The sequence below is a fragment of the Marinobacter sp. NP-4(2019) genome (assembly GCF_003994855.1).
GTDB lineage: Bacteria > Pseudomonadota > Gammaproteobacteria > Pseudomonadales > Oleiphilaceae > Marinobacter.
In genome coordinates, this window is sequence record NZ_CP034142.1 from 64122 (window position 1) to 87801 (window position 23680).

Here is a 23680-nt window from a genome sequence, read left to right on the forward strand (position 1 = left end):
CGTAATAAGCTGCACCCTACAGGCTGCTTATCAAGAACAGAATCCATCGATTCAAGGCACGCGATCAAGGACTTACACAATGAGGAAACTGCTGTACGCTCTGGCAGCAAGTATGCTGCTGCTAACCTCCTGGGCCCATGCACAGCCGGAGCTCAGGGCCGATCATCCCGAGCGTTACACTGTCGTGAAGGGTGACACCCTGTGGGACATTTCCGCCCGTTTTCTGCAGGATCCCTGGCAATGGCCGGAAATCTGGCATGTGAATCCCCAGGTGCAGAATCCTCATCTGATCTACCCGGGTGACCGTTTAGCACTGGTTTATATCGATGGCAAACCGCGTCTTACCAAGGTGGCGAGCAACGGTGTGGTGAAACTGTCTCCGAAGGTGCGCTCCGAACCCATCGATACGCCGATCCCGGCGATTCCCCTGGATGCGATCAGCAGCTTCCTGTCCGAAACCCGCATTGTCTCTCCCGAGGAAATTAACGGCGCACCCTACGTACTGGAAGGTGAAGACGGTCGGATCATCACCGGTGCCGGGGACCGCGTTTACGCCCGGGGTGAAAAGCCGGCGGACAAGGTCGGCATTTTTCGCCGCAGCAAGGAGTTCCGGGATCCCGAGACCGGGGAATTCCTGGGGCTGGAGGCGCGCAGTATCGCCAAGGGTGACATTAACGCCGAGAATGGTGATGTACTGACACTGAACCTCACCAAATCCAGCGAGGAAGTGCGTATCGGTGATCGCCTGCTGGTCAGCGAGGACCGGCGCCTGACCACCAATTTCGTGCCGAGTTCACCGGATGACGAGCTTGAAGGCCAGATGATTTCCGTGGAAGGCGGTGTCAACCAGATTGGCCAGTTCGATGTGGTGGCTATTAACCGTGGCGAACGCGAAGGTCTGAAGCCGGGTAATGTGATGGCAGTCCTGAAAAGCGGCAACCTGGTTCGTGACCCGGTCACCAACGAAACCATCGAACTGCCGTCCGAGCGGGCTGGCCTGATGATGGTATTCCAGACCTACGAAAAAATGAGCTACGGTCTGATCCTGAAGGCTACCCGTCCGTTGTCGGTCGGGGATAAGGTGACCAATCCCTGAGAGCCTGGCTCACCCCCTGAATGCAGGTCCCGAAACGGGAGCCCATCATCGGCTCCCGTTTTTTATGGCATAATCATCACCACCGGTCAGTGCCAGGAAGGCAAACGCCGGGAAGCAGTCCCGATACTGCTGTATCAACTAGCCAGGGAAGGATGCCCCATGCCCGATGTGCCCACTGTTTTGAGTCCGCCGGAGGCTTCCTCCGATATCTTCCATTGCGCAACAGGTCCGTGGTTGATGCTGTCCTGCCTGCCGAAGTTTGGCGTACGCCGGCGTCAGGCTGCGTTGTCCGCATTGACCGACCTCACCGCGATACTGGGAGCCAGTGTCGCTACGCTGAAAGCCATTGGCCTGAGCGGTGAAAGCGTAGAGCCCATACAGGCCTGGCAGCAGCAGGACCGGAACCACCCGGTGGTGGCGAAGGTTCTCCGGATCTGGGAGGCATGCCGGACGCAAGGAATCTGGCTGCTAACCCCGGAAGACGACGATTACCCCGAATCCCTGCACCACATCCACGATGCCCCGCTGGTGCTCTACTGCCTTGGCTGCCGTGAGCTGCTGACGCGAGACCAGATCGGTATTGTGGGCAGCCGTAATGCCACCAGGGCGGGCCTGGATCATGCGCGGAATTTTGCCGCCGCCCTGGGCCGCGAGGGGTTTGTGATCACCAGCGGCCTTGCGCTGGGGATTGATGGCGCTGCCCACGCCGGTGCCCTGGATGCCGGCCACCCGACCCTGGCGGTGATAGGCAGTGGTTTTGACCAACTGTATCCCAGCCAGCACCGCAAGCTGGCGGAGCGGATGATTGAGCAGGGATTGTTGATCTCGGAATACCCTCCCGGCGTCCGTGCCCGGGCCGCCCACTTCCCGCAACGGAACCGCATTATCAGTGGCATGAGCCGGGGCGTACTGGTGGTGGAAGCAGGCTTGAAAAGCGGGTCGTTGATCACCGCGCGGCTGGCTCTGGAGCAAGGGCGGGAAGTGTTTGCCATCCCTGGATCCGTCCACAGTCCCGTGGCCCGGGGCTGTCATCACCTGATCAAGCAGGGTGCCCGCCTGGTGGAAACTGTCGATGATGTTCTGGAAGAACTGGGCGCCTGGTGGTCCCCCTCTCCTACGGTCGAACATCGGGAGGGGCAGCAACCATTGGCAATGGATCTGGACACCAGGGAAATCGCGGTGCTGGAGGCTTTAGGGTATGATCCGCAATCAACCGATCAACTGTGCTCGGAAACCGGATTACCCGCCGACCAGCTGATGCAGTCGCTGTTGCTGCTGGAGTTACAGGGGCTGGTCAGTTCGGTGCCGGGTGGTTTCCAGAAAATTGCATGAGCCGGGCAGGTCCGGCAACGACGTATCAGAGTGAATGACCCTATGTCACATGCCCCGAACCCCCTGACTGACTGGCAACTGCATTGCGCTCGCCGCACACTTCTGCAAGGTGGTGTCATTGCCTACCCCACGGAAGCGGTGTGGGGACTGGGTTGCGATCCCTGGGATGTGCAGGCGGTCGACAGGATTCTCGACCTGAAGCGCCGACCGATGGAAAAGGGCGTGATTCTGGTCGCCTCCTCCATTGAACAGGTGCGCTTCCTGCTGGATCCCCTACCCGTTGAGTTGCAGCGGGAAGCCGAAAAACACTGGCCGGGTCCGGTCACCTGTCTGCTGCCGGACGTGGAACGCCAGATACCGGAGTGGGTACGCGGTCGCCACAGTTCCATTGCCGTGCGGGTCAGCGATCATCCGGTGGTTCGCGCCCTCTGTGACGCCGCCGGCATGCCACTGGTGTCCACATCCTGCAATCCGGCCGGGCGTCAGCCTGCCCGCTCCATCTGGCAGGTCCGCCGTTATTTTGGTGATGAGCTGGACTGGATCGTACCCGGTGATCTGGGGGGCAGTCGCCAGCCCAGCCGTATTCTGGATATCGTCAGCGGCCGTCAATTGCGGTAGGTTTTGTTGATGTTTTTAGGAGAATCAGATGTCGCAACAACCCGACAGCAACGCCGTCAAACAGTACCTGCTTGAGCTGCAGGAGGCGATCGTCGCCCGGCTAACCGCCGTTGATGGCAAGGCCGGTTTTATCACCGATGCCTGGGACCGTCCGGAAGGTGGCGGCGGAATCAGCCGGGTGATCAGTGACGGTGCCGTGTTCGAAAAAGGTGGCGTGAACTTCTCCCATGTTATGGGTGATACCATGCCACCCTCTGCCACGGCGCACCGTCCACACCTGGCGGGGGCGCCCTGGCAGGCGATGGGGGTCTCGCTGGTGATCCATCCCCACAATCCGATGGTGCCCACCTCCCACGCCAATGTGCGGTTTTTCATCGCGATGCCCCAGGATGCAGAGCCGGTGTACTGGTTCGGTGGCGGCTACGACCTGACACCCTATTACGGCTTCGAAGAGGACTGCGTCCATTGGCACCGCACTGCCCGGGATGCCTGTCAGCCCTTCGGCGCCGATATTTATCCGCGCTTCAAACACTGGTGCGACGAGTATTTTTATCTGAAGCACCGGGATGAACCGCGAGGCATCGGCGGCCTGTTTTTCGACGACCACAACACCGGCGACTTCGCACGGGATTTTGCTCTGATGCAGGCGGTGGGAAGCAGTTATATCGAGGCCTACGAGCCCATCGTGCGGCGCCGGAAAGGCCTGCGCTACACCGAACAACAGCGGGATTTCCAGCTGTATCGCCGTGGCCGCTATGTGGAATTCAATCTGGTGTACGATCGCGGCACCCTGTTCGGGCTTCAGTCCGGTGGTCGCACCGAATCCATTCTGATGTCGCTGCCGCCGCTGGTTCGTTGGGACTACAACCGGACAGCCGAGCCGGGCTCCGAAGAGGCGCGACTGACCGACTACTTTCTCACCGATCGTGACTGGCTGGAGTTGAACCATGGACAATGATCTGTACGCGGTGGTGGGCAATCCCATCAGCCACAGCAAGTCGCCCCGCATTCACAGCCTGTTTGCCTGTCAGACCGGGCAGCCGGTGGAATACACTGCCATTCAGGCGCCGCTTGATGATTTCGCCGGTACCGTGAGGAACTTCTTTGCCCGGGGCGGCAAGGGGCTGAACGTCACGGTGCCGTTCAAGGAGCAGGCCTGGTCGCTGGCGGACCGGCGCACCCCGGAGGCAGAAAAAGCCGGCGCTGCCAACACCCTGTTTATGAATGATGACGGTTTGCTGACCGCAGACAACACCGACGGCCGAGGGCTGGTGACCGATCTGACTGGCAACCATGGCGTAGATCTGAGCGGCAAGAGCATATTGGTACTGGGCGCTGGCGGCGCAGTTCGCGGTGTCATCGGCCCCCTGCTGGCGGAGCATCCGTCGACACTCACCATTGCCAATCGCACGGTCTCCAGGGCTGATGCCCTGGTGGAACTGTTCCGCCCGGATGCCGGTGCCACCGCTCTCTCGGCCTGCGGATTTGAAGACGTTGCGGACCGGTTCGATATCATCATCAACGGCACCAGCGCCAGTCTCCAGGGTGACCTGCCGCCAATTTCACCGAATGTGATCGGTGCCGATACCGTGGTCTACGACATGATGTATTCTCTGACCACGACCACGTTCAACCAGTGGGCTCTTGACCACGGTGCGACACGGGTACTCGATGGTCTCGGAATGCTGGTGGAACAGGCAGCCGAGTCGTTCCGGATCTGGCGTGGCGTCCGCCCGGAGACGGCTGCGGTGATGGAAGAATTGCGTAACGACTGAGTTGGCTGGCCGGCGATGGGCTATGCTCAAGGTCAAAACAGACAAAAGGTCCCAGATGGATATCCTTACCCTTGTGGGCCTGGTGGCAGGCATATTTATCGTTGTACTTGCCATGCTGGCCAATGCCTCCGTACTGACATTCCTTAACCTGCCGGGCCTGGCCATTGTGCTTGGCGGCACCTTCGCGGTGACCCTGATCAAGTTCCGGTTGTCCTCGGTGATGAGTGCCTTCCGCCTGGCGTTATCCGCTGCCTTCACGGAACAGGTCGCTCGCCCGACCGAGCTGATCCGGGAGGTGGGAGAATTGGCCATGGTGGTGCGCAAGGAAGGTATTCTCGGGCTTGAGGACCATGAAACCACCAACGGCTTTCTGCAAAAAGCCATCAACCTGTGTGTCGACGGCCATTCACCGGAACTGGTGGAAGAAGCCCTGGCCCAGGAAACCCGGCAGACTGCAGAGCGTTACGAGGTCTCCGAGCGGGTATTCCGTGGCATCGGCGAATCGGCCCCTGCCATTGGCATGCTTGGTACCCTGGTGGGCCTGGTACAGATGCTTAATACCCTGGATGATCCCTCGTCTATTGGCCCGGCCATGGCCATCGCCCTGTTGACCACGCTATACGGTGCTTTTATTGCGCAACTCATCGCACTGCCGCTGGCGGACAAGCTCCAGCTCAAGGCAGAGGATGAAGCCCGCAACCAGTTGCTGATCACCACCTCCATCCGCAACATCATGCGCGGTGAGAACCCCCGGGTAATGACCGAGCTGCTGTCTTCCTTCGTGACCCCGGAACAACGCACCGGCCTGGTACCGGAGCGGGAGGCCTGATAGATTGACGGGTATCAGCCAGCATCGCCGTCGCAAGCCTCATAACCGTACCCCGGCCTGGATCGTCACCTTTGCCGATCTGGCCACCCTGTTGCTGACATTCTTCATTTTGCTGCTGTCCTTTGCCGAGATGGACATCGAGAAATACCGCGCCATGGCCAACTCCATGTCGGTGGCGTTCGGCAGCAGCAATGTCCTGGCAGAAGATATTGGTGGTTCCCCCCTGACCATGATCGAGTCGGATACGGTGTCGCTGCCCGAGCCGACCGAGAGCAAGGCCAGTGAGCCGGAGTTTATTGATGAGCGATCGGATGGCAATGCCCCGACCAAAATCTCGGCGGGGGTGATCGAGCTTGCCAGCCGCCTGATCAGTGAGCTGGAACCGGAAGTGGCTTCGGAAACGCTCAACGTCAACTACAACGAGGATCGGGTGGTGATCCGTTTCTCGGAAGAGGCGACTTTCCGTTCCGGGGAGGCTGCCATCAAGCCGACGATGATCCCGATTATTGAGCGGGTGGTCGACGTTCTGGCCCAGTGCAGTGGTGATGTTCTGGTATCCGGGTACACCGATGATCGTCCAATCTCCAGCAGCCGCTACCGCTCCAACTGGGACTTGTCCGCGGCCCGCGCGGTCTCGGTTGTGCATGAGTTGGTGCTTGACCGCCAGTTGCCGGCAGAGCGGGTGGTTGCCGCCGGACGCGCGGAAACCAACCCCCTGGTGCCGAATGACAGCGAGGCCAACCGTGCGAAGAACCGTCGCGTTGAAATTGCCATTCGGGACCCGGAATGTACGGAATCCGTAGCGACGGATGCACTGCCGGTGGAAATCCTGCCATAGCGAGCCTTATGCTCCAGGGACAGCCCCTCATAGTCATTTCAACTAACTTCTTTGCTTTCAGATCTTTATACTGTGTCCCCAGTTATGAACCATAAGCCGGACAGATACCGGAGGGAGACTATGAGCGGACCAGACAAACCGAAAGTCATTGGTGAAGAGTGGAGCGACGAGCGGGTCAGGAGCTTTCTCGCCATCGAGCCGGCGGAAGCTGGCATAAACCCGGATTTCCATGTGTTGCAGAAAGCCTACCGGGCCATGCGGGCAGAGGATTTCGAGCGTTTTATCGGCTTTTTCCTGGATGCCGGACGGAATCTGAATGCCGTTGGCGAAGAGGGCGAGACCATTCTCGACCATATCTCGGCCCATCGCAGAAGCACGGCCTATGCCGAGGCCCTGAAAGCGGCCGGCGCAAAAACGAAGGAAGAAGCCGGGAGCTGAACGCTCCCGGCTCTGCAGTAGCGGGTTACTGAACCTCGACCTCAATGGCCTTGGGTTCAGCGGGCTCGGACTTCTGCAGGGTGAGTGACAGTATCCCGTCCTTGAAGCTGGCCTTGATACTGCCCTCGTCCACGTTCTCCGGCAAGGTGAAACGCCGCAGGAAGCTGCCATAGACCCGCTCGATGCGGTGGAGTTTTCTGTCTTGCGTTTCTTCCTCGTGCTTGCGCTCACCCTGGATGCTGAGCACACCTTCGTGGACAGTGACTTTGACATCTTCCTTGGTCATACCTGGCAGCTCCGCCTCAATGGTGAAAGCTTCCGGGCTTTCCTTGATATCAACTGCAGGCGCCCAGTCGCTGCGACTGAACAGGTCCTTGCCTTCCCGCTCACCGTTGCCTCGGGTCAGGCCCAGTAGTCGATTGTAACGGTTCATCAGGTCGTCAAATTCACTGATCGGATTCCAGCGTGTAATGTTGCTCATAATGAAACTCCTCCTTTACGAATCTGAAATCGTGAGACATCAGCTTCGCTCGCGGAACAGCTCCATACCGGTGGCGCCAGCCGGATGGGACTCCGTGAACTTCTGCTATTTCCGAATGTAGGATCATTGCAGAGGTTTTCAAGACCCTGCTCGAGCAAATTTTGACCTGCATCAGGCGCGGGAGAATCAATCCTGCCCGTTCAGATATTCGTCCTTCAATTTGACGTAGTTGGCAGCGGTATATTTGAAGAAAGTGCGCTCGTTGTCCGTCAGCGCGCGCGCCTTCTTGCACGGAGACCCGACATAAAGATGGCCAGATTCCAGAGTCTTGCCGGGCGGCACCAGGCACCCGGCAGCGACAATAACCTCATCCTCCACCACGGCACCGTCCATGATAATGCAGCCCATGCCCACCAACACCCGGTTGCCCACCGTGCACCCATGCAGCAGGGCCTTGTGGCCAATGGTGACATCGTCGCCAATGATCAGCGGATAACCGCCGGGATTGTAATCACTGGCGTGGGTGATGTGGAGGACTGAGCCATCCTGGACACTGCAACGGTCACCGATGCGAATCTTATGCATATCGCCCCGTACCACTGTCATCGGCCAGATCGAAACGTCATTACCGGTTTGAACATCACCGATCACTACTGCACTGGGGTCAATCCAGGCGCGCTCGCCAAACTGTGGCGTGATACCCTTGTGAGAACGTACATTCGTCAACCCTTTAGCACCCATGTTACATGTAACCAATTCGTAAGTGATTGAAAAGATAGGAAGGAGTCAAAGTTACACTTTTGCCGGTTTTCACTCTAATCATGTGACGATATTGTGGCCGGTTCTGGCCAGAGATTGCCAGCTAAAATCGGCAGTGCGGGTCGCAAAGCGGACACCGCACCAAGTCGAAAATTTTTCCTGCTTAGAGGTCTATCACTTTGGATTTTTCAGTTTTTAGTAGATCTAAATCTCGGAGTAGGGTCTTCACAGGCGAGCACGATGAACATGAAAAAGCGAGTATTCATCTGTAGGATCAGCTGAAATCACCGTGCTCAATTTTCTGGAGCACCGACGCTATCCTGCAACAACCCTCAGGGGTACCCAACAGGTCGCAGGGTCTTTCATCTTCAAGCGCTGGAATCGGTCGCTGGAGCCAGTCCAATGCTCGTTCCCGCGACTCCCAGATTCGTATCGCCTGATGAACAACGTCGATTGCGTGCCGCGTGATAACCAGTTCCAATCCAACCGGCACCATCCGCTCCCATTCTCGGAGCGTATCTGGAATCGGGGCGTCCGGGTCACACTGGGCCACGAGATCACTCAGGCTGTAAGATTTTCCTTCCCTCATACAAGTCCCTCCGACTGGGCATCGTTATTCCATTTTCTAATGGACAATCCATAAAAGGAAGGGGACTCTCCCAGTGTCATGGACATCTCTGTTTTAGTCACTGCGCCAATTTGAATTTTGCCGCCCTTTGGTGTGGACAACGGCACCACCATGGCGCCAGACATTTTCAGGGATCATGAGCGTGCGGATGTCCGCATGCGTTTAAGAGCTTGGGAAGCTCGGCCCGGTCGAAAAGCGAACATTCAAAGCCAGCCACCGTTAAAGATTCCGAATGCCGTATTTATCAGGTTAAGTTGATTCTGTCTCAGTTTGTCTAACGAACACCGTTGTATGAGACCGCTTTCTTATTGATACCTATATCGGCTCTCATTGAGTTCGTGAGCTTGAGTGCTGCTTCTCGGATACTCTTCCAGGTCGTACCTTTTCCGTCATATATCAAGGCAAGAAGCATATCTATTAGATTGTCATTCGCGTCCATTACTTCCTGCGGAGCCAGCATCGCCAAATATGCGAAGAGACGGAGCCTTTCAGTCTCGAAAGCCTCTTGTTCTTCAGCTGTTAATCCGGCTCGTTTTCCAAGTGCCGTCAATTCGATTTTTGCTAGGAGAGAGGCAACGATATCTAAGCAAGCTCTGTAGATCAGCAATTTATCGTTGTGCTCTCTGAGGTGAGTCTCCTTAAAAATCTCATAGTCTTTTCTGATGGAAACCAGTTGTTCATTATTTTTCGCACGAAGATTGGATCGTAACTCTTCCAATTCCTGCTGATGACTATGCCGCTGATTGTCCATAAGCCGAGTGGCCCACACTCTTCCCAGCCAGCTCGAAAGTGCGACGACAATAAATCCTGCCCCTCCGAGTGAGCCGAGGATCCAGGCAGTCAGGCTCGCATAGTGCTCCATACTGTTGCTCTCCTAGCTATGTAAAACCATTTCAGAAATATCTTCTAGCGATCCAAGTTCAACGAAAAACGCTTGAAGCTCGCCTTCCTCTTTTCGCTTTGGTCGAAGAACGCAACGGTGCTCCTTTTGGTAAGAGAAGGAGATGTGCTTCCAAAACTCCTGATTCATATCTTTAGGAATATCGTTGAAAGGATCGTAATAGTAGACATTGCCCTCCAAGAACTGCCAGTGCGGATATTGCTGAGCGAATGCTTTCCTCAAACGATCTATGAATGCCATTTTGTCTTTGATAATCAGAGCCGCATCTGCCTCGAAATCAGTTGGCATTCGCCGACTGATGTCTGTACACGTACAGAACAAAAAGTAGTCATCCATCATGAATTCCAGATCCACCGTCCCTTTTTCAATGGGAAGTGTATGGCCCTGAAATTTAACGCTAGTCTCGCCGCGCATCGCCTCTGCAAAGGCTCTCAACTTATAAGGTCTTGCCGTTTCAAGATCCTTAACGGCTCGGAGATGGCTCCCTTTTGCGTATTCGGACGCAGGCGATATACGCAACCTGCCGTGATGAAAGGCGTCTTCGATGTACTTGCTTTTTGAGAATTTTACCAACCAATCACCCTCGACCTCTGCTCTTCCTTCGAACATTTTCACGCCAGGAGGGGTCCCGTCTGAGAAATAGGTGTTCAGTTGCTCCAGCCCTTCTGACATCGAATCTTTAGTCAGAATACCCCGCCAGTTCGTTTCTTCGATAATTTCTGTGAATAGTCTGCCAAGGCGATTATCGTTTGCTAGCATTGGCGTCGGCGTGATCTGGCCCTTGTGATTGAGGTCGAGGCCATTCATAAACACGTCCCTGAACCTCTCCAATATGGCTTCGTCAGATTGGAGCAAAAGATAGGGCTGCTTGTAGTAAGACAGTCTCCATAGATCATGCAACGCTAGTTTCCCAGCGTTTTGGCTAGCTTCGTGATGTAGCTCTTGTTCACGCTTTTTGAACCAGTCGTAAGTGGCAGCAGCTCTATCAGACATAACCATATCGACGCTCTCCCTCGAATGCTCTGATCAATTAATTCCATGATTAACATCGCAATGGATTTATTCTCTTTTATTTAGGGAATGTAAGGAGCACAGCTGGTTGAAAAGCGGACATTCAGATTTTCTAACGCTGAGTTCACCGGCTTATCCGGTGCAACCATTTGTTAACCCTTATTGCGTGATTGATACTCTTTGCTTGCGTTAGCTAGATATTCCTTTTTATCTTCGTGCTTCGCCAGATCGTCACGTATAGCTGTTAACGCATACTTAGAGTACTTGAATATCGTTGAAGCACCAGCGTCAACTTCGATTGCATATCTCTTACTGTTTTTTAGTCCCAATTTCCAGACAAGAACCTGGGCATCATAGGATCGAATTTGAAGCTCATCCGCTAAATGCTTAACCAAAAAAGGATAGTCTTTATTTGGGTCAAGGTTGGGAACCACCACCGTATCGACTGGCGCAAGATTCCCTACCAACTTAAGCGTAGGAGCCCCTTCTTTTTCCTTAAAATGGCCCTCTTGGACAAAAGAGACCTCATTTTTTAATCCGGCCAATAGTTCTTCATCTATAACAAAATTGTTCGCTATATTGGAGGATTCCATCTTGCCACTATATAGATCAAGCAACGCTACGTTTTTTGGTCCAATTCGCGATATTTTCTCAATGTGCTCCATCCATAGCTTTCTTTCTTTTTCACGAATCTCAATCTGCATTCGCTTTAGTTCAGGAAATTCGATTCGTTTACTTGTCCCACGATACCGATAATAAATATCACCATCTTTGAGAACATCACCCGAATTTTTCTTGCATATTACCGGTTTATCATCGGCCTCTTTTATTGCGATGAATCCATAGTGCTTTCTTTTAAACGTGACAACGCCTATATCCCAGTGAATTTCCGGGCTGAAATATTCTGAAAGGTATGTGGATAGCTGCTCTATTTTGATCTGCTCAAATTTGTCTTTATCGATTCCCTTCAACGTTCTCGGGTTATCAGTAACACCAAAAACAAGTATCCCGCCTTGCGTATTCGCAAAGGCACAAATAGTCTTGAGATACTTCGCTAGGCTTTTGAAGCCAAAATTTTCTTTAAATTCGAGCGACGTCGATTCTCGAGATTTGACTTTTCCATCATCACTCGAATTAGCGAGAATTTCTTTAACTCGATCTTCGTAAACGCGACTCATTCTGTTCCTTGTGCGGGGTAAACATGAAGCTTAGCGGCGCACTTGCAATGGAGGCGAAGCCGCAATGAAAAGGTCGTCCGGCGGCCATTGGCCGAGCACTACAGCGACTGGTTAAAACTAGAGGCGCTGGGGACATTCACCAAACTGCTTCAAAAGTTGAGCAACCTTTTCTTTATCCTCAGATTCCCACAATACCGAAGCCCCTTTATCCATAGAGCTGAAGGACGAGGAAAGATATTCCTGATACTCACAAGTAAGGACTCTATCGGCTGGTGGCTCGACGGTAGTAACTCCCTGATAGTCCACTTTTTCTGATCCACGCACCCAGCCAGTTGGGGTTAGATGCCATTCTGTCCATTCCTTGCTCGCTGACATAAATAGCTCCTATTTAACAGCTTATTAGTTTGAATTCGCGCTAACCCCAGTCGGCTTTTTTCAGTCTAGACCTGAATCACAGTGCGAACTTCCATTCCATTTCAAAGGGATAGTAGCTGCCTTTCCGCGATTCTGCGAACCCCGGCGGCGTCAAAAGTTTGCATGCGACTTGTTTGATCAGGTTTCTGCAAGTTTAATTCAGGAAGTCTAAAAGAATGCTAATCCAAAACTATGGCCTACAAGGGGGGGGAGGCCATCCCGTTCCCACGGACGGTTTAAAACGGCGGTGGACTTGCCCAAAAACGTATGGAAAGTCCCAGCCCCAAACGGAGGCCATTCTATTTAGGCTGATCGCTCAACCTGAATGTCTGCTTTTCTGTTCGAAAGTTCAGTCGGGGCACAGTAAAGAAGGTCAGCTTCAAAATAGAGCGAATATTCGCTTCTGTTTAGGTTCCAGCTGGAATGCGGGATGGTCGCAAAGCGAACGTTTGGGCGGCGCGCAAAAACATATCTACTTGTATTCCGACCTTAAATCAACAACCCAAAAATTCCACGCTGTGCGACGGACATTAACTTCGTTCATGTAGTTGCCCCCGCTAAACCGGACACCACCTCATTCATTTGATGCCAGTTCTGCCCGGTACTCCCAGGGCGATTTCATTTTCAGCCCTTTATGCGGGTGGCTACGGTTATAGTCCTCGATCCATTCCGGCAACCTGGCCATCACCGTTGCGGCATCAGGAAGATCGTTCAGGTACACATAGTCCCGTTTAAACGTCTTTACGAAGGCCTCCGCCATACCGTTACTCTGAGGGCTTCTCACGGGTGTGGTACACACCACAAAGCCTAGAGAGGACGCGAAGGCCCGCGTTTCTTTGGCGATGTAGCAGCTGCCATTATCTGTCAGCCATTCCAGCGGATGAGGCACCCTCTCTGACTGGCCGAACCGGTATTCCAGGCTTTCCAGCAGTAGGTCCTGAACCATCTCACCGGTGATGCCACCAGTGGTCGCTACATAGCGCATCAGCTCGCGATCACAGCAGTCCAGGCTGAAGGCTACACGGACAACCTCCTTGTTCCAGCAGCGGATCTCAAAGCCATCTGAGCACCAGCGAAGGTCCGGCTTCAACGTAATAACCTGGCCATTGTGGCAGCGCTCTTGAGGTCGCCCTGTATACCGGGGTAACAGCAGCCCATCCTCCTTCATCAGTCGGTACACGCGCTTGTGATTCACTCGCTCATCGTTGGCTGCGAGCAATCGATTCAGTCGAGCCGTGATCCTTCGATAGCCATTGGCAGCACGGGCCTCGCACAGCTCACGGATAAACGGTAAATGCCGGTCATCGTCCTGTTTGCTGTATCTCGGGCTTCGGCCTTTCTGGCGACCATGAAGGCGATCCAGAAGATTGGAGCGCGATACCTTCAGCACTTCCGCAACCCGCTTCAGAGGGTATCGTCCGGTGGCAGCAACGGCATGCGCGAGATCAACTTTTTTGACTGAGCCACCTCCAGGGCTTCCCGGAGTATTTCAGCTTCCATCGTCTTACGGCCTAACATCCGCTCCAGCTCCCGAACCTTCTTGTTCAGGGCTTTCACCTCAGATGCGCTTACAACCTCATCACCGGATTCAATCGCGGACATGCCACCGTCTTTCATCAGCTTCTTCCAACGGAACAACAGGCTTGCTGATATACCATGACGCCGGGCTACAAGCGATACTGACATGCCTGGCTGCTCACATTCAGCAACCATGAACGCCTTCTCCTGCGCGGAATACCGGCGACGGCGCTGCACTCCGGTTATGACTTCGATTCTCTCCACTTTGGACACTCCTTTGCACTAGGTCTATGCCTAGGCCTTTGCTTCTACCAAGGTGTCCGGTTTAAATGGGGGCTACTACAGTTCATTCTTACGCCGACGTCGTGACGCCACGAAAACGATCACGTTCATAAGTAAAAAAGCCGTCAGGCAAACCACGCCTGTTCCAATTAGCGCAAACTCGACGCTCACGAATATTACCCCGCATACTCAGCTTCCTGTTCGTTCAGACTATCCCTGTTGCATAATATCTGTCGATAATAAGTTCAAGACAGTAAACAGGATTGCCGCTCAAACTGCCAAAGAGGCACTGGGAAAGATGCAAAGATTCACAAAGAGAGCCACCGTCTATATGCATGGAAAATTGGCGGGCCACCTTGAGCGCGCGGGGCGAAAGGTTTATTTCCAATACGATGCCGATTATCTGGAAAATGGAAGGCCGCTCAGTCTCAGCCTTCCCCTTCGAGCGGAGCGCTTTGAGTCCGATGGCTTGCCGGCTTATTTCAGTGGTCTTTGCTCAGAGGGCTGGCTTAGACGCATTCAGTCATTTGAGCAAAAGATCGACCCTAACGATCGTTTCACGCTGCTGATCAATAATGGATTAGATCTTGCCGGCGCAGTGACTATTCACCCGACGGAATAGATTTTCGACTCATGCCGCACTCAAGTACGGCGGGCGGTAAAGACTGAATGATCGAATGGGCGTTCGAGTCAGTTCCGAGGGCTAATCAGCTCCCGCAAGACCTATTGAATGAGTTTATGAGTCTGCAAGCGAGCCTAGTCCCTACAACACCAACCCAGCCAGACTTGCTTGATCACGCTCTTTGCTTCCCTGAGGCTCTGGGGACTCGCCATATGATCAACTAACAAACGTTTAGACCGAAGAACTAACGTCGGCTTCTGGCAATGTCGATTCCAATCATTATGCAGATCGACACGAGCAAAAAGCCACTTGCGGCAAGCATGAACTCAGTTGTCACTTTCCGCCCCCCTTAAAAAAGATCTTTAAAGCGGTCCAATGACCTCAACCTAGTATGCCACTCTCAGTCGCTCGTGCCACAGAACATTGACTTATAAGTTCGAAGGGAGACTTCTCCACAAAGGAGTCAGTTGGTGAGTTTTGTGGAACCTTTAGGGCTAGATCGAGCTGAACCTGGCGAATGAAAAAAAATCAGAGTAGTCAGTTCTGTGGAACCTTTGAGCGGAGATCTTCCAGCCGGAGAGCCAAGGCTGTCATGTGGTCAGTTTTGTGACTCAATAGGGGCGCCAAAAAGCGTCTAGTAGGCAGTTTTGTGGAACCTTTAAGGCTTAGACCTCTTTATCGCTTGCACTGCCAAGGAGTCACGGTAGTCAGTTCTTTGGAACCTTTAGATGCAAAATCGCCTTGGAAGTTTGACCCTGACCAAGTATTAAATCCACCCAGAATGGAAAAATCCAGCTCCGAAGACTGACCTCGTTTCAGTACCACTCATTGTCAGAAAATCCGGGGAAGGCGGGCTCGGATTAAGTGCGCGATGAATGTTTGCCTTTGTCCAGCCTGGTCGCAAAGCGGACATTTGGAATGGGCGGACAACGACCGGCACAGCCAAGCTAATGCCCCACAACTAGAAGCCGGATACACCTGACAAACTGTAATGCCCAGGCGCTTACTCGGTGAAAAGAGCGGCGCGTTTTATCCCCTCATGAGAAATTCGGGCTAGTCCACGAATTACCTCAGAGGCCAAAATGTTTAATTTTCCGATAGAGAGTGGCTCGTGTTATTCCTAATTCTCGAGCCGCGGCACTGACGTTGTGATTGTGTTTCTCGAGCACACATCGCACCGCTTGGCGCTCCGCAGCGGCGAGTGTGCCGCCCTCGCCTACGTCCACATCCGCAGTATCATTTTTGGCCTTGATGTCCTCGGGCAAGTGCTCAACATCGATAATTCCCTGAGTAGAAAGCGCCTGGCCAAGATTCAGTGCCTGCTGGAGCTCTCTAATATTGCCTCTCCACGAATGGTGCCTTAAGAGATTACGAGCCTCAGCTGTCAGAATTGGCGGGGAATCTTCCTGTGACATTGATGCCAGCAAGTGATCAATTAAAGCATCGAGGTCTTCACGCTCCCGCAGAGCAGGGAGCTGCACCCTGAGGCCATTGATTCGGTAGTAAAGATCGCTCCGAAAGTCCCCACTCTCCATAAGCTCATCAAGGTTCCGATGTGTCGCACAGACCAGAGAAAACGAGACGGGCCGAGACTTCTCTTCTCCAAGCCTGGTGACAATGCGTTCTTGCAAAACACGTAACAACCGTGCTTGAAATTCTACCGGCATATCGCCTATTTCATCCAGGAAGAGCGTACCGCCGTTCGCTTCCTCAAATTTCCCCTTGGCACCCCCACGTCGGGCACCAGTAAAAGCGCCGTCTGCATAGCCAAACAACTCTGATTCTATCAGGCCGGCAGGAATAGCCGAGCAGTTCACGGCAACAAACGCGCCTTTTGAAGAAGGCCCATTGGCATGTAGCGAGCGCGCTAAAACCTCTTTGCCTGTTCCGGTTTCCCCAGTCACCAGAACCGGAACTCCAAACTGAAAGGCCCGATGCGCCTTGTCAAAAAGTGGTTTTGTTGGCTCGCCCACATAAAAAGACTGACTGATGTCCGGCCGTCTTTGCGGTGGCGTCGATTTGACGCTCACGAGCCCTTTCCGAAGACTTTCAACCTTAAGAAAAAGCCTTGCCCCATTGTGACATTCCACCTCAACAGGGCTTTGTTGTGATCCCTCGATCTCGGCAGCGCGACATGAAAATAAGTCTTTGAAACAGACCTGACTCTGCGTCTTCTCGAGAGACTCGAGATCCAGCATCTGTCTGGCCGAGGGGTTTGCACCTAAAACTTCACCATCCTCGCCGAAATGTATCAACCCACGCATGGGTGACTGTGTAAGCTCCGGGCGATAGTGAAGGGCGAGGACCAAGGCGCCACGCAAATCGTCGACCATTCGATTCTCAACAGACCGAGTTGCGAGCGCAACTGCTTCAAGAATCCCGACCGGTCGGCCATCATAAGGTTTCGAAGCATTCAAAGCCCCGACCAGCGTCCCTGCAGGGTCAAAAATGGGCACTGCCACGCAGGATAGATCGCGGAAAGAATGCAAGAAATGCTCACTTCCACACACAAGCGAAGGCCTGCCTTCTATCAAAGCGCAACCGGGAGCATTGGTTCCAGCTATATCCTCTGAAAGGTCCATACCAGGATTCAAAGCGGCTCCCAGCAATTCGTAGCAGGGACTGTCATTGCCGAAATATTTAATGCTGCGGCCTTCTCTTTCCAGACACGCCAAAACCCAACCTGCAGAACTGATTGCACGAAACAACCGATGCATTTCAGGCTCGGCAAATGTCATGAGACGCTGATGTTGATTGCGGATATAAGAAATCTGGTCGAATTGCGCGGCCTCAAGTAAGAGCTGACCAGAGGGGGACACGCCATGTTTTCTGCATCTTAGCCAAGAGCGCAAAACCTCATCCCGCACCCACTGGGACGGTACAACATGCCCTTCGTCAAACAACTCACGGGCTTGCTGGACCTGAGTGTTCAGATCAACGATCTTTTTATGCATAAGGACACCCACCACTCTGTATTTTTTTTATTCAACCATCCAATTTTAGTGTATTGAAACGATCCACTTTTTTCCAAAAACTAAAACATAGATGCTATAAAGCCGCATAAGTAATTGTTTCATAATAATTTCCTAAGGAGCAATCGATCTGGCATATTGATTGCTTCACGTCGAGTGCAATACCAACAAAACTAATAAGAGGCTGCACTATGTCATCTGTATCAAACTATAAGCAAAAAAGTTTACTCGGTTCCAGAAAGGGGAATTTCAGCGTCGCTTCTGTTGGATTAACCACCATGTTGCTGACTTCCGGTAATGCAGTAGCTATTGACGTTGATGCCGGGGATTACACGGCACTGCCCGCCGGAACCAATCTTGGAATGGTCTACTATCAATACGCCACTGCAGACTCACTCTACTCGGATGGCGACAAAGCGCCCATTAATGCTGGATTAGACTCACAGGTAGGAATCCTGCGTGGGGTGCATTTCACTGAAATTGGCGGTTACACAGTAGACCCTCAATTTCTCCTCCCATTTGGCAAGGTGGAAGGAAAAGACGATACCTCTTCCCTTGGTGACACCAGTGGCATCGGCGACCTGATACTTGCGGCGACAGTTTGGCTTGTAAACGAGCCCGAAAGTAACACCTATTTCGGCATTACTCCGTTCCTGTATGTTCCGGTAGGGAGTTACGATCGAAATGACACATTAAATCTTGGCGAAAACCGGTGGAAACATACATTACAGGCGGGTTACATAACTGGTCTCACTTCTAACATCTCATTAGACCTGGTTGGTGACGTCACTTTTTTCGGCAAGAATGACGAACTCGGTGCCTCCAAGGCCACTCTGGAACAGGACCCCTTGTATCAGCTCCAAGGCTTCCTGCGTTATAACGTAACGCCGCAATGGGACCTTCGCACCGGTATTTCTCATACTTTCGGCGGTGAGACACAGATAAATGATATTAACCAGGACAATGACCTTGCCACCACCAAAATGACAATCGGTACGGCATGGTTTGCGAATCCGGGACTGCAACTAATCGCAAATTATGGAAGCGATTTGTCCGTAGAAAATGGATTTAAAGAACAACATCGACTCAACTTTCGGATTCTAAAGGCGTTTTAAAATCTTATAAAACAGTAATAAAAACGAAAGGACATAGAAATGAAGCTGATTAATAGTCACTACAAAAACCGTTTCACAAAAAAAGCGATAAGTAGGGTATTAGTTCCATTTTTAGTAATCGGAGCCAGCACCGTTATTGCCGCCGATCAGGTTAACCAAAGCTATATCATTGAAAATGCCAAAACCGGCAAGGACTGGCCCACCCATGGTTTTGATTATGCGGAGACGCGCTTTAGCCCTCTTTCCCAAATTTCGGCGGACAATGTCGAAAACCTCGGGCTTGCATGGTCCTACAACCTTGGGTCTGAGCGAGGTGTCGAGGCCACTCCACTTGTTGTGGATGGCGTGATGTATGTCTCTGCCTCCTGGAGCATTGTACATGCACTTGATGCAAAGACCGGCAAAAAACTCTGGACCTACGACCCTGAAGTACCTGGGGAGGCGGGCTCCAGGGGTTGCTGTGATGTTGTAAACCGTGGCGTGGCAGTGCACTACGGAAATGTCTATGTTGCATCCTACGATGGTCGACTGATCGCCATTGATGCAAAAACCGGCGAAAAAGTTTGGGAAACGAATACTCTGCCCGACAACGGCATGAGCTACACGATTACCGGCGCACCTCGGATTGTTAATGGCAACGTGATCATAGGCAATGGTGGGGCCGAATTTGGAGTCAGGGGCTACATCACAGCTTACGACGCCAAAACCGGGGCACAGAAATGGCGTTGGTATACTGTGCCGGGAAATCCGGACGAACCGTTTGAAAACGAGGCCATGGCTCGCGCCGCAAAAACCTGGGACCCGAGTGGAAAATACTGGGAGGCCGGTGGCGGTGGCACTGTATGGGACTCTATCGTTTTTGATCCGGACCTGAATCTCTTATATATCGGCACGGGTAACGGATCTCCATGGTCACACAAGAAGCGTAGTCCGGAAGGTGGGGATAACCTCTATCTCTCCTCGATTGTTGCTCTCAATGCCGACACTGGTGAGTACGTATGGCATTACCAAGCAACGCCCGGGGACAACTGGGACTATACTTCAACGCAGGACATGATTCTCAGCGAGCTCACGATTGATGGAGAGCGTCGCAAAGTTATCATGCAAGCTCCCAAAAACGGCTTCTTTTTTGTTCTCGACCGGACAAACGGTGAATTCATATCGGCCGACAATTATGTCGATGTTAATTGGGCCACGGGATACGACAGCAATGGTCGTCCAATAGAAGTTCCTGAAGCACGATCCATGGACGAACCCTTCGATATCGTCCCTGGGCCTTTTGGTGGCCATAATTGGCACTCAATGTCTTTTAATCACCAAACCGGCCTGGCCTACTTCCCGTCTCAGCACATCCCTATCACAATGGTCGAGGACCCCTCCTGGGAAAGCATAGAAAGCAATGAGCCGGGACAACCCATGAGTGGCATAGGTTGGAACACCGCTTTCCAACTCAACGTAGCGCCACCATCAAGCAAGCCATTCGGGCGACTTACAGCCTGGGATCCCGTTACGCAGCAGGAAGCCTGGCGTTACGAGCACGTCTCTCCCTGGAACGGCGGAACCCTGACAACGGCCGGCGATCTGGTATTTCAGGGAACCGCAGACGCTCGCTTTATGGCGTTCAACGCGCAAACGGGTGACCACCTATGGGAATCCCCAATGGGTACCGGCGTCATTGCAGCGCCCATAACCTATGAAGTAGACGGCACTCAGTATGTCTCTATTGCAGCAGGCTGGGGCGGTGTTTTTGGAAAATCCCAGAGAGCCTCCGACCTCAAGACCGCCGGTACTGTTTATACGTTTGTCCTGAACGGTGATGCCGAGATGCCTGAGTTCACCAAGTATCAGCTGAACTCACTGGTTTCCGGCGTTGACTATAATCCCGACTTTATTGGAGAAGGCACGGCTCTCTACGTCAGTAATTGCGTGTTCTGTCATGGTGTTCCTGGTGTAGACAAGGGCGGTAATATTCCAAACCTGGGCTACTCAAAGAAATCAGTTATTGAAAACCTGGACGCCTTCCTGTTTCACGGTCCATTCGTTTCCCGTGGCATGCCTGATTTTACCGAAACGCTGAATGAGATAGATGTCGAGAAAATAAAAGCGTTTATTCAGGGTACTGCAGATGCTATCCGTCCGAAAAGTCAGTGATTTGAGGGAAACCAATGAATACGTTCACAAAACATCCACATGATTTAGAGAATAAAACCCGGGCGTTCCTGGCTCGTCAAAATCACCGTATGCTGATAGGCGGCCAATGGGTTGATGCTCTGGAAAACAAACGTATAGAGGTAGAAAACCCAGCTGAAGAAACGGTTATAGGAAGCATACCCCTTGCACATCCTGATGACGTTAACAAAGCCGTTAGCTGTGCAAAAAGTGCGTTCAATGGTGATGACTGGGGCCGAATGAGACCCTCCGCCCGTCAGAACATGCTTCTCAAACTTGCAGATCTGATTGAGCGAGATGCCAGAATCATTGCTGAGCTGGAAGCTATCGACAACGGCAAGTCTGCTGCTATTGCCGAAGCTGTTGACATAAGCCTGGGTCTGGAATTCTTTCGCTACATGGCCGGGTGGGCAACAAAAATTGAGGGCTCGACTCTTGATGTGTCCATGCCCTTTGCCCCGGCTGACTCTGACTTTACTGCATATACCCGACGCGAACCCGTCGGTGTTGTTGCCGCAATCATACCGTGGAACTTTCCTTTTCTGATGGCCTGCTGGAAGCTGGCTCCGGCACTTGCAGCGGGTTGCACGGTTGTGTTGAAGCCTGCGGAACAAACTTCCCTTTCTGCCCTCTATCTGTGCGAGCTGATCGGAGAGGCAAATTTTCCTGACGGGGTTGTCAATATCATTACTGGCGAGGGCCAGAGCACTGGGTCGGCACTGATAACTCATCCTGACATCAACAAGATTAGTTTTACGGGATCCACTGAGGTGGGTCAGATCATAGGCCGTGCTGCGATGGATAATATGGCGCGAGTTACCTTAGAGCTGGGGGGCAAGTCTCCAATGATTGTCCTGGCTGACTGTGATCCGGAGAAGGCTGCGCAAGGGGCAGCGGCAGCAATCTTTTTCAACCATGGACAAACCTGCAGTGCAGGCTCGCGACTTTACGTTCACCGAAGCATTTCTGACAAGGTCCTGGATCGGCTCGCCGAGTTAGCAGAGGCAATACCCCTGGGGCCTGGCCTGGATCCAGCTGCGCAAATGGGACCACTCGTGTCCAGGGTTCAGCTAGACCGGGTCTGTCGCTACATTGAGACGGGCCGCCAGGAAGGTGCCCGCCTGGTTACCGGTGGCGAACGTGCTGACCGCAAAGGTTATTACGTCAAGCCCACCATATTTGCGACCGAAGACGACTCTATGGTCATAGCCAAAGACGAGATCTTTGGTCCCGTTCTGGTGGTCATCCCGTTTGATGATATCGAGGATGTCGTAGACCGGGCCAATGATAGTCGCTATGGCCTGGCAGCGAGTATCTGGTCAAACAATCTTTCTCAAGTGCAACGCTTAATCCCGAAATTAAAGGCAGGCACTGTGTGGGTAAACGGGCACAACATGCTTGATGCAAACATCCCATTCGGGGGCTATAAACTCTCCGGGGTTGGACGTGATATGGGTAAACAGTCACTCGATTCATATCTTGAAACAAAGTCGGTTGTCATTGCCCTCTAGGACAAATGCTAAACCCCAGCTCTGAGAAGCAGGGGTTTAGCCTAGATAGGTCAACCATTCAATTTCCGAGAGTCGAATAACACCTTCCTCACAGGTGAGCCACAAAGCTTCACCGATATGGGGATGAAGAGAATGACGCAGGTCTGCTTTAAGGCTCCTTGCGCGATGCCGCTCGAAATAGTCAATCCATGCGGCGAGGAGTGCGGGCGGAGCACCGGTCAATGTATGTACAGTTTGGCGAGGAATAACAAATGCTAAAAGAAGCCAATAACTTCAGAAGCTTGGCAAAGAGCCAAGCTACGCTGCACTCGCTTCCAGTTCCTGACATTGGGCAGGACGAAGTTGAAATGGCGCGATTGCCCAAGGTCATGATTGCTGATCATCAGCCGCTTTTTCGCGACGCCATACGCGACATTATTTTAGTAAATCATCTTTGTGAACATGTCTTCGAGGTATCCAGCTTGAAAGATGCTATGGAAATCGTGAGTGAGCATGGCAGCCTTGGTCTCATCTTCTTCGATCTCGACATGCCGGAAATGCAGGGGCTTGGCGGTCTCGGTAGCTTAAATGAGATCGCACCTTCGCTACCCATCATAGTTATGTCGGTTAGAGTAAATAGGTATATCACGTCTCAGGCGATTGGCCGGGGGGCCATGGGAGTCGTAGCGAAAAATGCATCAAGAAATGAAATTGTCGACGCTATTCGACAGGTTTTGGATGGCAAGATTTGCATTTGTGCAGGCTCTGACGAATTCGAAAGTGGTAATGGTCTTGCTGCTGGCCGAGCCGGATCAGAAGCAGAGATAGATCGCAGCCAGTTTCAATCTTTAACAAAGCGCCAGTTGATAGTTTTAGAGAGAATAACACTTGGAGAGTCCAACAAACAGATTGCGTACAACTTACACCTGGCCGAAACGACCGTGAAGGCTCATGTTTCGGCTGTTTTACGTAAGCTAAATGTTCAGAACCGCGCGCAGGCGATCCTTGCAGCGAGTTGTCTCGACCTAGTTTCCCGAATGCGCAAATAGCCGGGTGTTTCGATTCAGAGCAGACCTAAAACGAGGCCGGAGTCGAAAACTGACTGAAAAATCAAATCAGCCGGTGGGTGCTGAGAGAATTCCAACTGGCAGTTTTCGGAACGAATGTCAGGAACATTCGGAGCTTATGTAAACATCCCTGTTTTAGTTGCACCG

At 52.7% G+C, this 23680-nt stretch carries 22 protein-coding genes; 13 read left to right on the plus strand and 9 right to left on the minus strand.

Features of this window, described 5'->3' with window-relative positions; genetic code table 11:
• Positions 1-79: 79 nt before the first annotated feature.
• From EHN06_RS00245 to EHN06_RS00280, 8 genes are all read left to right on the plus strand, one after another.
• The gene (locus EHN06_RS00245; RefSeq protein ID WP_127329128.1) at positions 80-1096 is read left to right on the plus strand and encodes a LysM peptidoglycan-binding domain-containing protein; all 1017 of its coding nucleotides are present in this window, start codon (positions 80-82) and stop codon (positions 1094-1096) included.
• Positions 1097-1255: 159 nt separating this feature from the next.
• A complete protein-coding gene (gene dprA / locus EHN06_RS00250) occupies positions 1256-2428 on the plus strand; it encodes a DNA-processing protein DprA (protein WP_206075700.1) in 1173 nt (390 codons plus the stop codon).
• Positions 2429-2470: 42 nt separating this feature from the next.
• Positions 2471-3046 (plus strand): L-threonylcarbamoyladenylate synthase, encoded by a 576-nt coding sequence (locus EHN06_RS00255; RefSeq protein WP_127329130.1) that lies wholly within the window; start codon positions 2471-2473, stop codon positions 3044-3046.
• 28 nt (positions 3047-3074) lie between these two features.
• A complete protein-coding gene (gene hemF, locus EHN06_RS00260; protein WP_127329132.1) occupies positions 3075-4004 on the plus strand; it encodes an oxygen-dependent coproporphyrinogen oxidase in 930 nt (309 codons plus the stop codon).
• The gene (gene aroE, locus EHN06_RS00265) at positions 3994-4821 is read left to right on the plus strand and encodes a shikimate dehydrogenase (RefSeq protein ID WP_127329134.1); all 828 of its coding nucleotides are present in this window, start codon (positions 3994-3996) and stop codon (positions 4819-4821) included. The genes hemF and aroE overlap by 11 nt, the downstream gene beginning before the upstream one ends.
• A gap of 55 nt (positions 4822-4876) precedes the next feature.
• The gene (locus EHN06_RS00270; RefSeq protein ID WP_127334284.1) at positions 4877-5650 is read left to right on the plus strand and encodes a MotA/TolQ/ExbB proton channel family protein; all 774 of its coding nucleotides are present in this window, start codon (positions 4877-4879) and stop codon (positions 5648-5650) included.
• A 4-nt stretch (positions 5651-5654) separates the two neighbouring features.
• Complete coding sequence (locus tag EHN06_RS00275) at positions 5655-6488, plus strand: flagellar motor protein MotB (RefSeq protein ID WP_127329136.1); 834 nt, start codon at positions 5655-5657, stop codon at positions 6486-6488.
• Between the two features lie 120 nt (positions 6489-6608).
• Positions 6609-6926, plus strand: a complete 318-nt coding sequence (locus EHN06_RS00280) for a PA4642 family protein (protein ID WP_127329138.1) — start codon at positions 6609-6611, stop codon at positions 6924-6926.
• Between the two features lie 25 nt (positions 6927-6951).
• Here the strand turns inward: EHN06_RS00280 and EHN06_RS00285 are convergent, their stop codons facing one another.
• From EHN06_RS00285 to EHN06_RS00320, 8 genes are all read right to left on the minus strand, one after another.
• Positions 6952-7407: an Hsp20/alpha crystallin family protein gene (locus tag EHN06_RS00285; protein WP_127329140.1), complete on the minus strand. Its 456-nt coding sequence runs from the start codon at positions 7405-7407 to the stop codon at positions 6952-6954.
• Positions 7408-7593: 186 nt separating this feature from the next.
• Positions 7594-8133 carry a gamma carbonic anhydrase family protein gene (locus EHN06_RS00290; protein ID WP_127329142.1) on the minus strand — a complete coding sequence of 180 codons (540 nt, stop codon included), beginning with the start codon at positions 8131-8133 and terminating at the stop codon, positions 7594-7596.
• A 307-nt stretch (positions 8134-8440) separates the two neighbouring features.
• Complete coding sequence (locus EHN06_RS00295; protein WP_053113441.1) at positions 8441-8755, minus strand: antitoxin Xre/MbcA/ParS toxin-binding domain-containing protein; 315 nt, start codon at positions 8753-8755, stop codon at positions 8441-8443.
• Between the two features lie 313 nt (positions 8756-9068).
• Entirely contained in the window at positions 9069-9656 is a 588-nt protein-coding gene (locus EHN06_RS00300) for a hypothetical protein (RefSeq protein WP_053113442.1), read from the minus strand.
• 12 nt (positions 9657-9668) lie between these two features.
• A complete protein-coding gene (locus EHN06_RS00305; protein WP_053113443.1) occupies positions 9669-10694 on the minus strand; it encodes a hypothetical protein in 1026 nt (341 codons plus the stop codon).
• 164 nt (positions 10695-10858) lie between these two features.
• A complete protein-coding gene (locus tag EHN06_RS00310; RefSeq protein WP_053113444.1) occupies positions 10859-11884 on the minus strand; it encodes an ATP-binding protein in 1026 nt (341 codons plus the stop codon).
• A 117-nt stretch (positions 11885-12001) separates the two neighbouring features.
• The gene (locus tag EHN06_RS00315) at positions 12002-12259 is read right to left on the minus strand and encodes a hypothetical protein (RefSeq protein WP_075267627.1); all 258 of its coding nucleotides are present in this window, start codon (positions 12257-12259) and stop codon (positions 12002-12004) included.
• A 613-nt stretch (positions 12260-12872) separates the two neighbouring features.
• A protein-coding gene (locus EHN06_RS00320; RefSeq protein ID WP_127329144.1) for an IS3-like element ISMaq2 family transposase occupies positions 12873-14080 on the minus strand; the annotation gives its coding sequence in 2 pieces (ribosomal slippage) (positions 12873-13753 and positions 13753-14080; 1209 coding nt in all).
• A 316-nt stretch (positions 14081-14396) separates the two neighbouring features.
• On the opposite strand from EHN06_RS00320, the gene EHN06_RS00325 reads away from it, so the two are divergent.
• Positions 14397-14720 (plus strand): HipA N-terminal domain-containing protein, encoded by a 324-nt coding sequence (locus EHN06_RS00325; protein WP_053113446.1) that lies wholly within the window; start codon positions 14397-14399, stop codon positions 14718-14720.
• Between the two features lie 1070 nt (positions 14721-15790).
• On the opposite strand, the gene EHN06_RS00330 is transcribed toward EHN06_RS00325, so the two are convergent.
• Positions 15791-17674, minus strand: coding sequence for a sigma-54-dependent Fis family transcriptional regulator (locus EHN06_RS00330; RefSeq protein WP_091643530.1), 1884 nt, complete (start codon positions 17672-17674; stop codon positions 15791-15793).
• A 209-nt stretch (positions 17675-17883) separates the two neighbouring features.
• On the opposite strand from EHN06_RS00330, the gene EHN06_RS00335 reads away from it, so the two are divergent.
• From EHN06_RS00335 to EHN06_RS00350, 4 genes are all read left to right on the plus strand, one after another.
• Positions 17884-18807 (plus strand): transporter, encoded by a 924-nt coding sequence (locus EHN06_RS00335; RefSeq protein WP_069183784.1) that lies wholly within the window; start codon positions 17884-17886, stop codon positions 18805-18807.
• A 39-nt stretch (positions 18808-18846) separates the two neighbouring features.
• The gene (locus EHN06_RS00340; RefSeq protein ID WP_091643527.1) at positions 18847-20958 is read left to right on the plus strand and encodes a PQQ-dependent dehydrogenase, methanol/ethanol family; all 2112 of its coding nucleotides are present in this window, start codon (positions 18847-18849) and stop codon (positions 20956-20958) included.
• Positions 20959-20972: 14 nt separating this feature from the next.
• On the plus strand, positions 20973-22487 hold the full coding sequence (locus tag EHN06_RS00345) for an aldehyde dehydrogenase family protein (protein WP_091643524.1): 1515 nt from the start codon (positions 20973-20975) through the stop codon (positions 22485-22487).
• 251 nt (positions 22488-22738) lie between these two features.
• Positions 22739-23515 (plus strand): LuxR C-terminal-related transcriptional regulator, encoded by a 777-nt coding sequence (locus EHN06_RS00350; protein ID WP_091643521.1) that lies wholly within the window; start codon positions 22739-22741, stop codon positions 23513-23515.
• Positions 23516-23680: the final 165 nt, after the last annotated feature.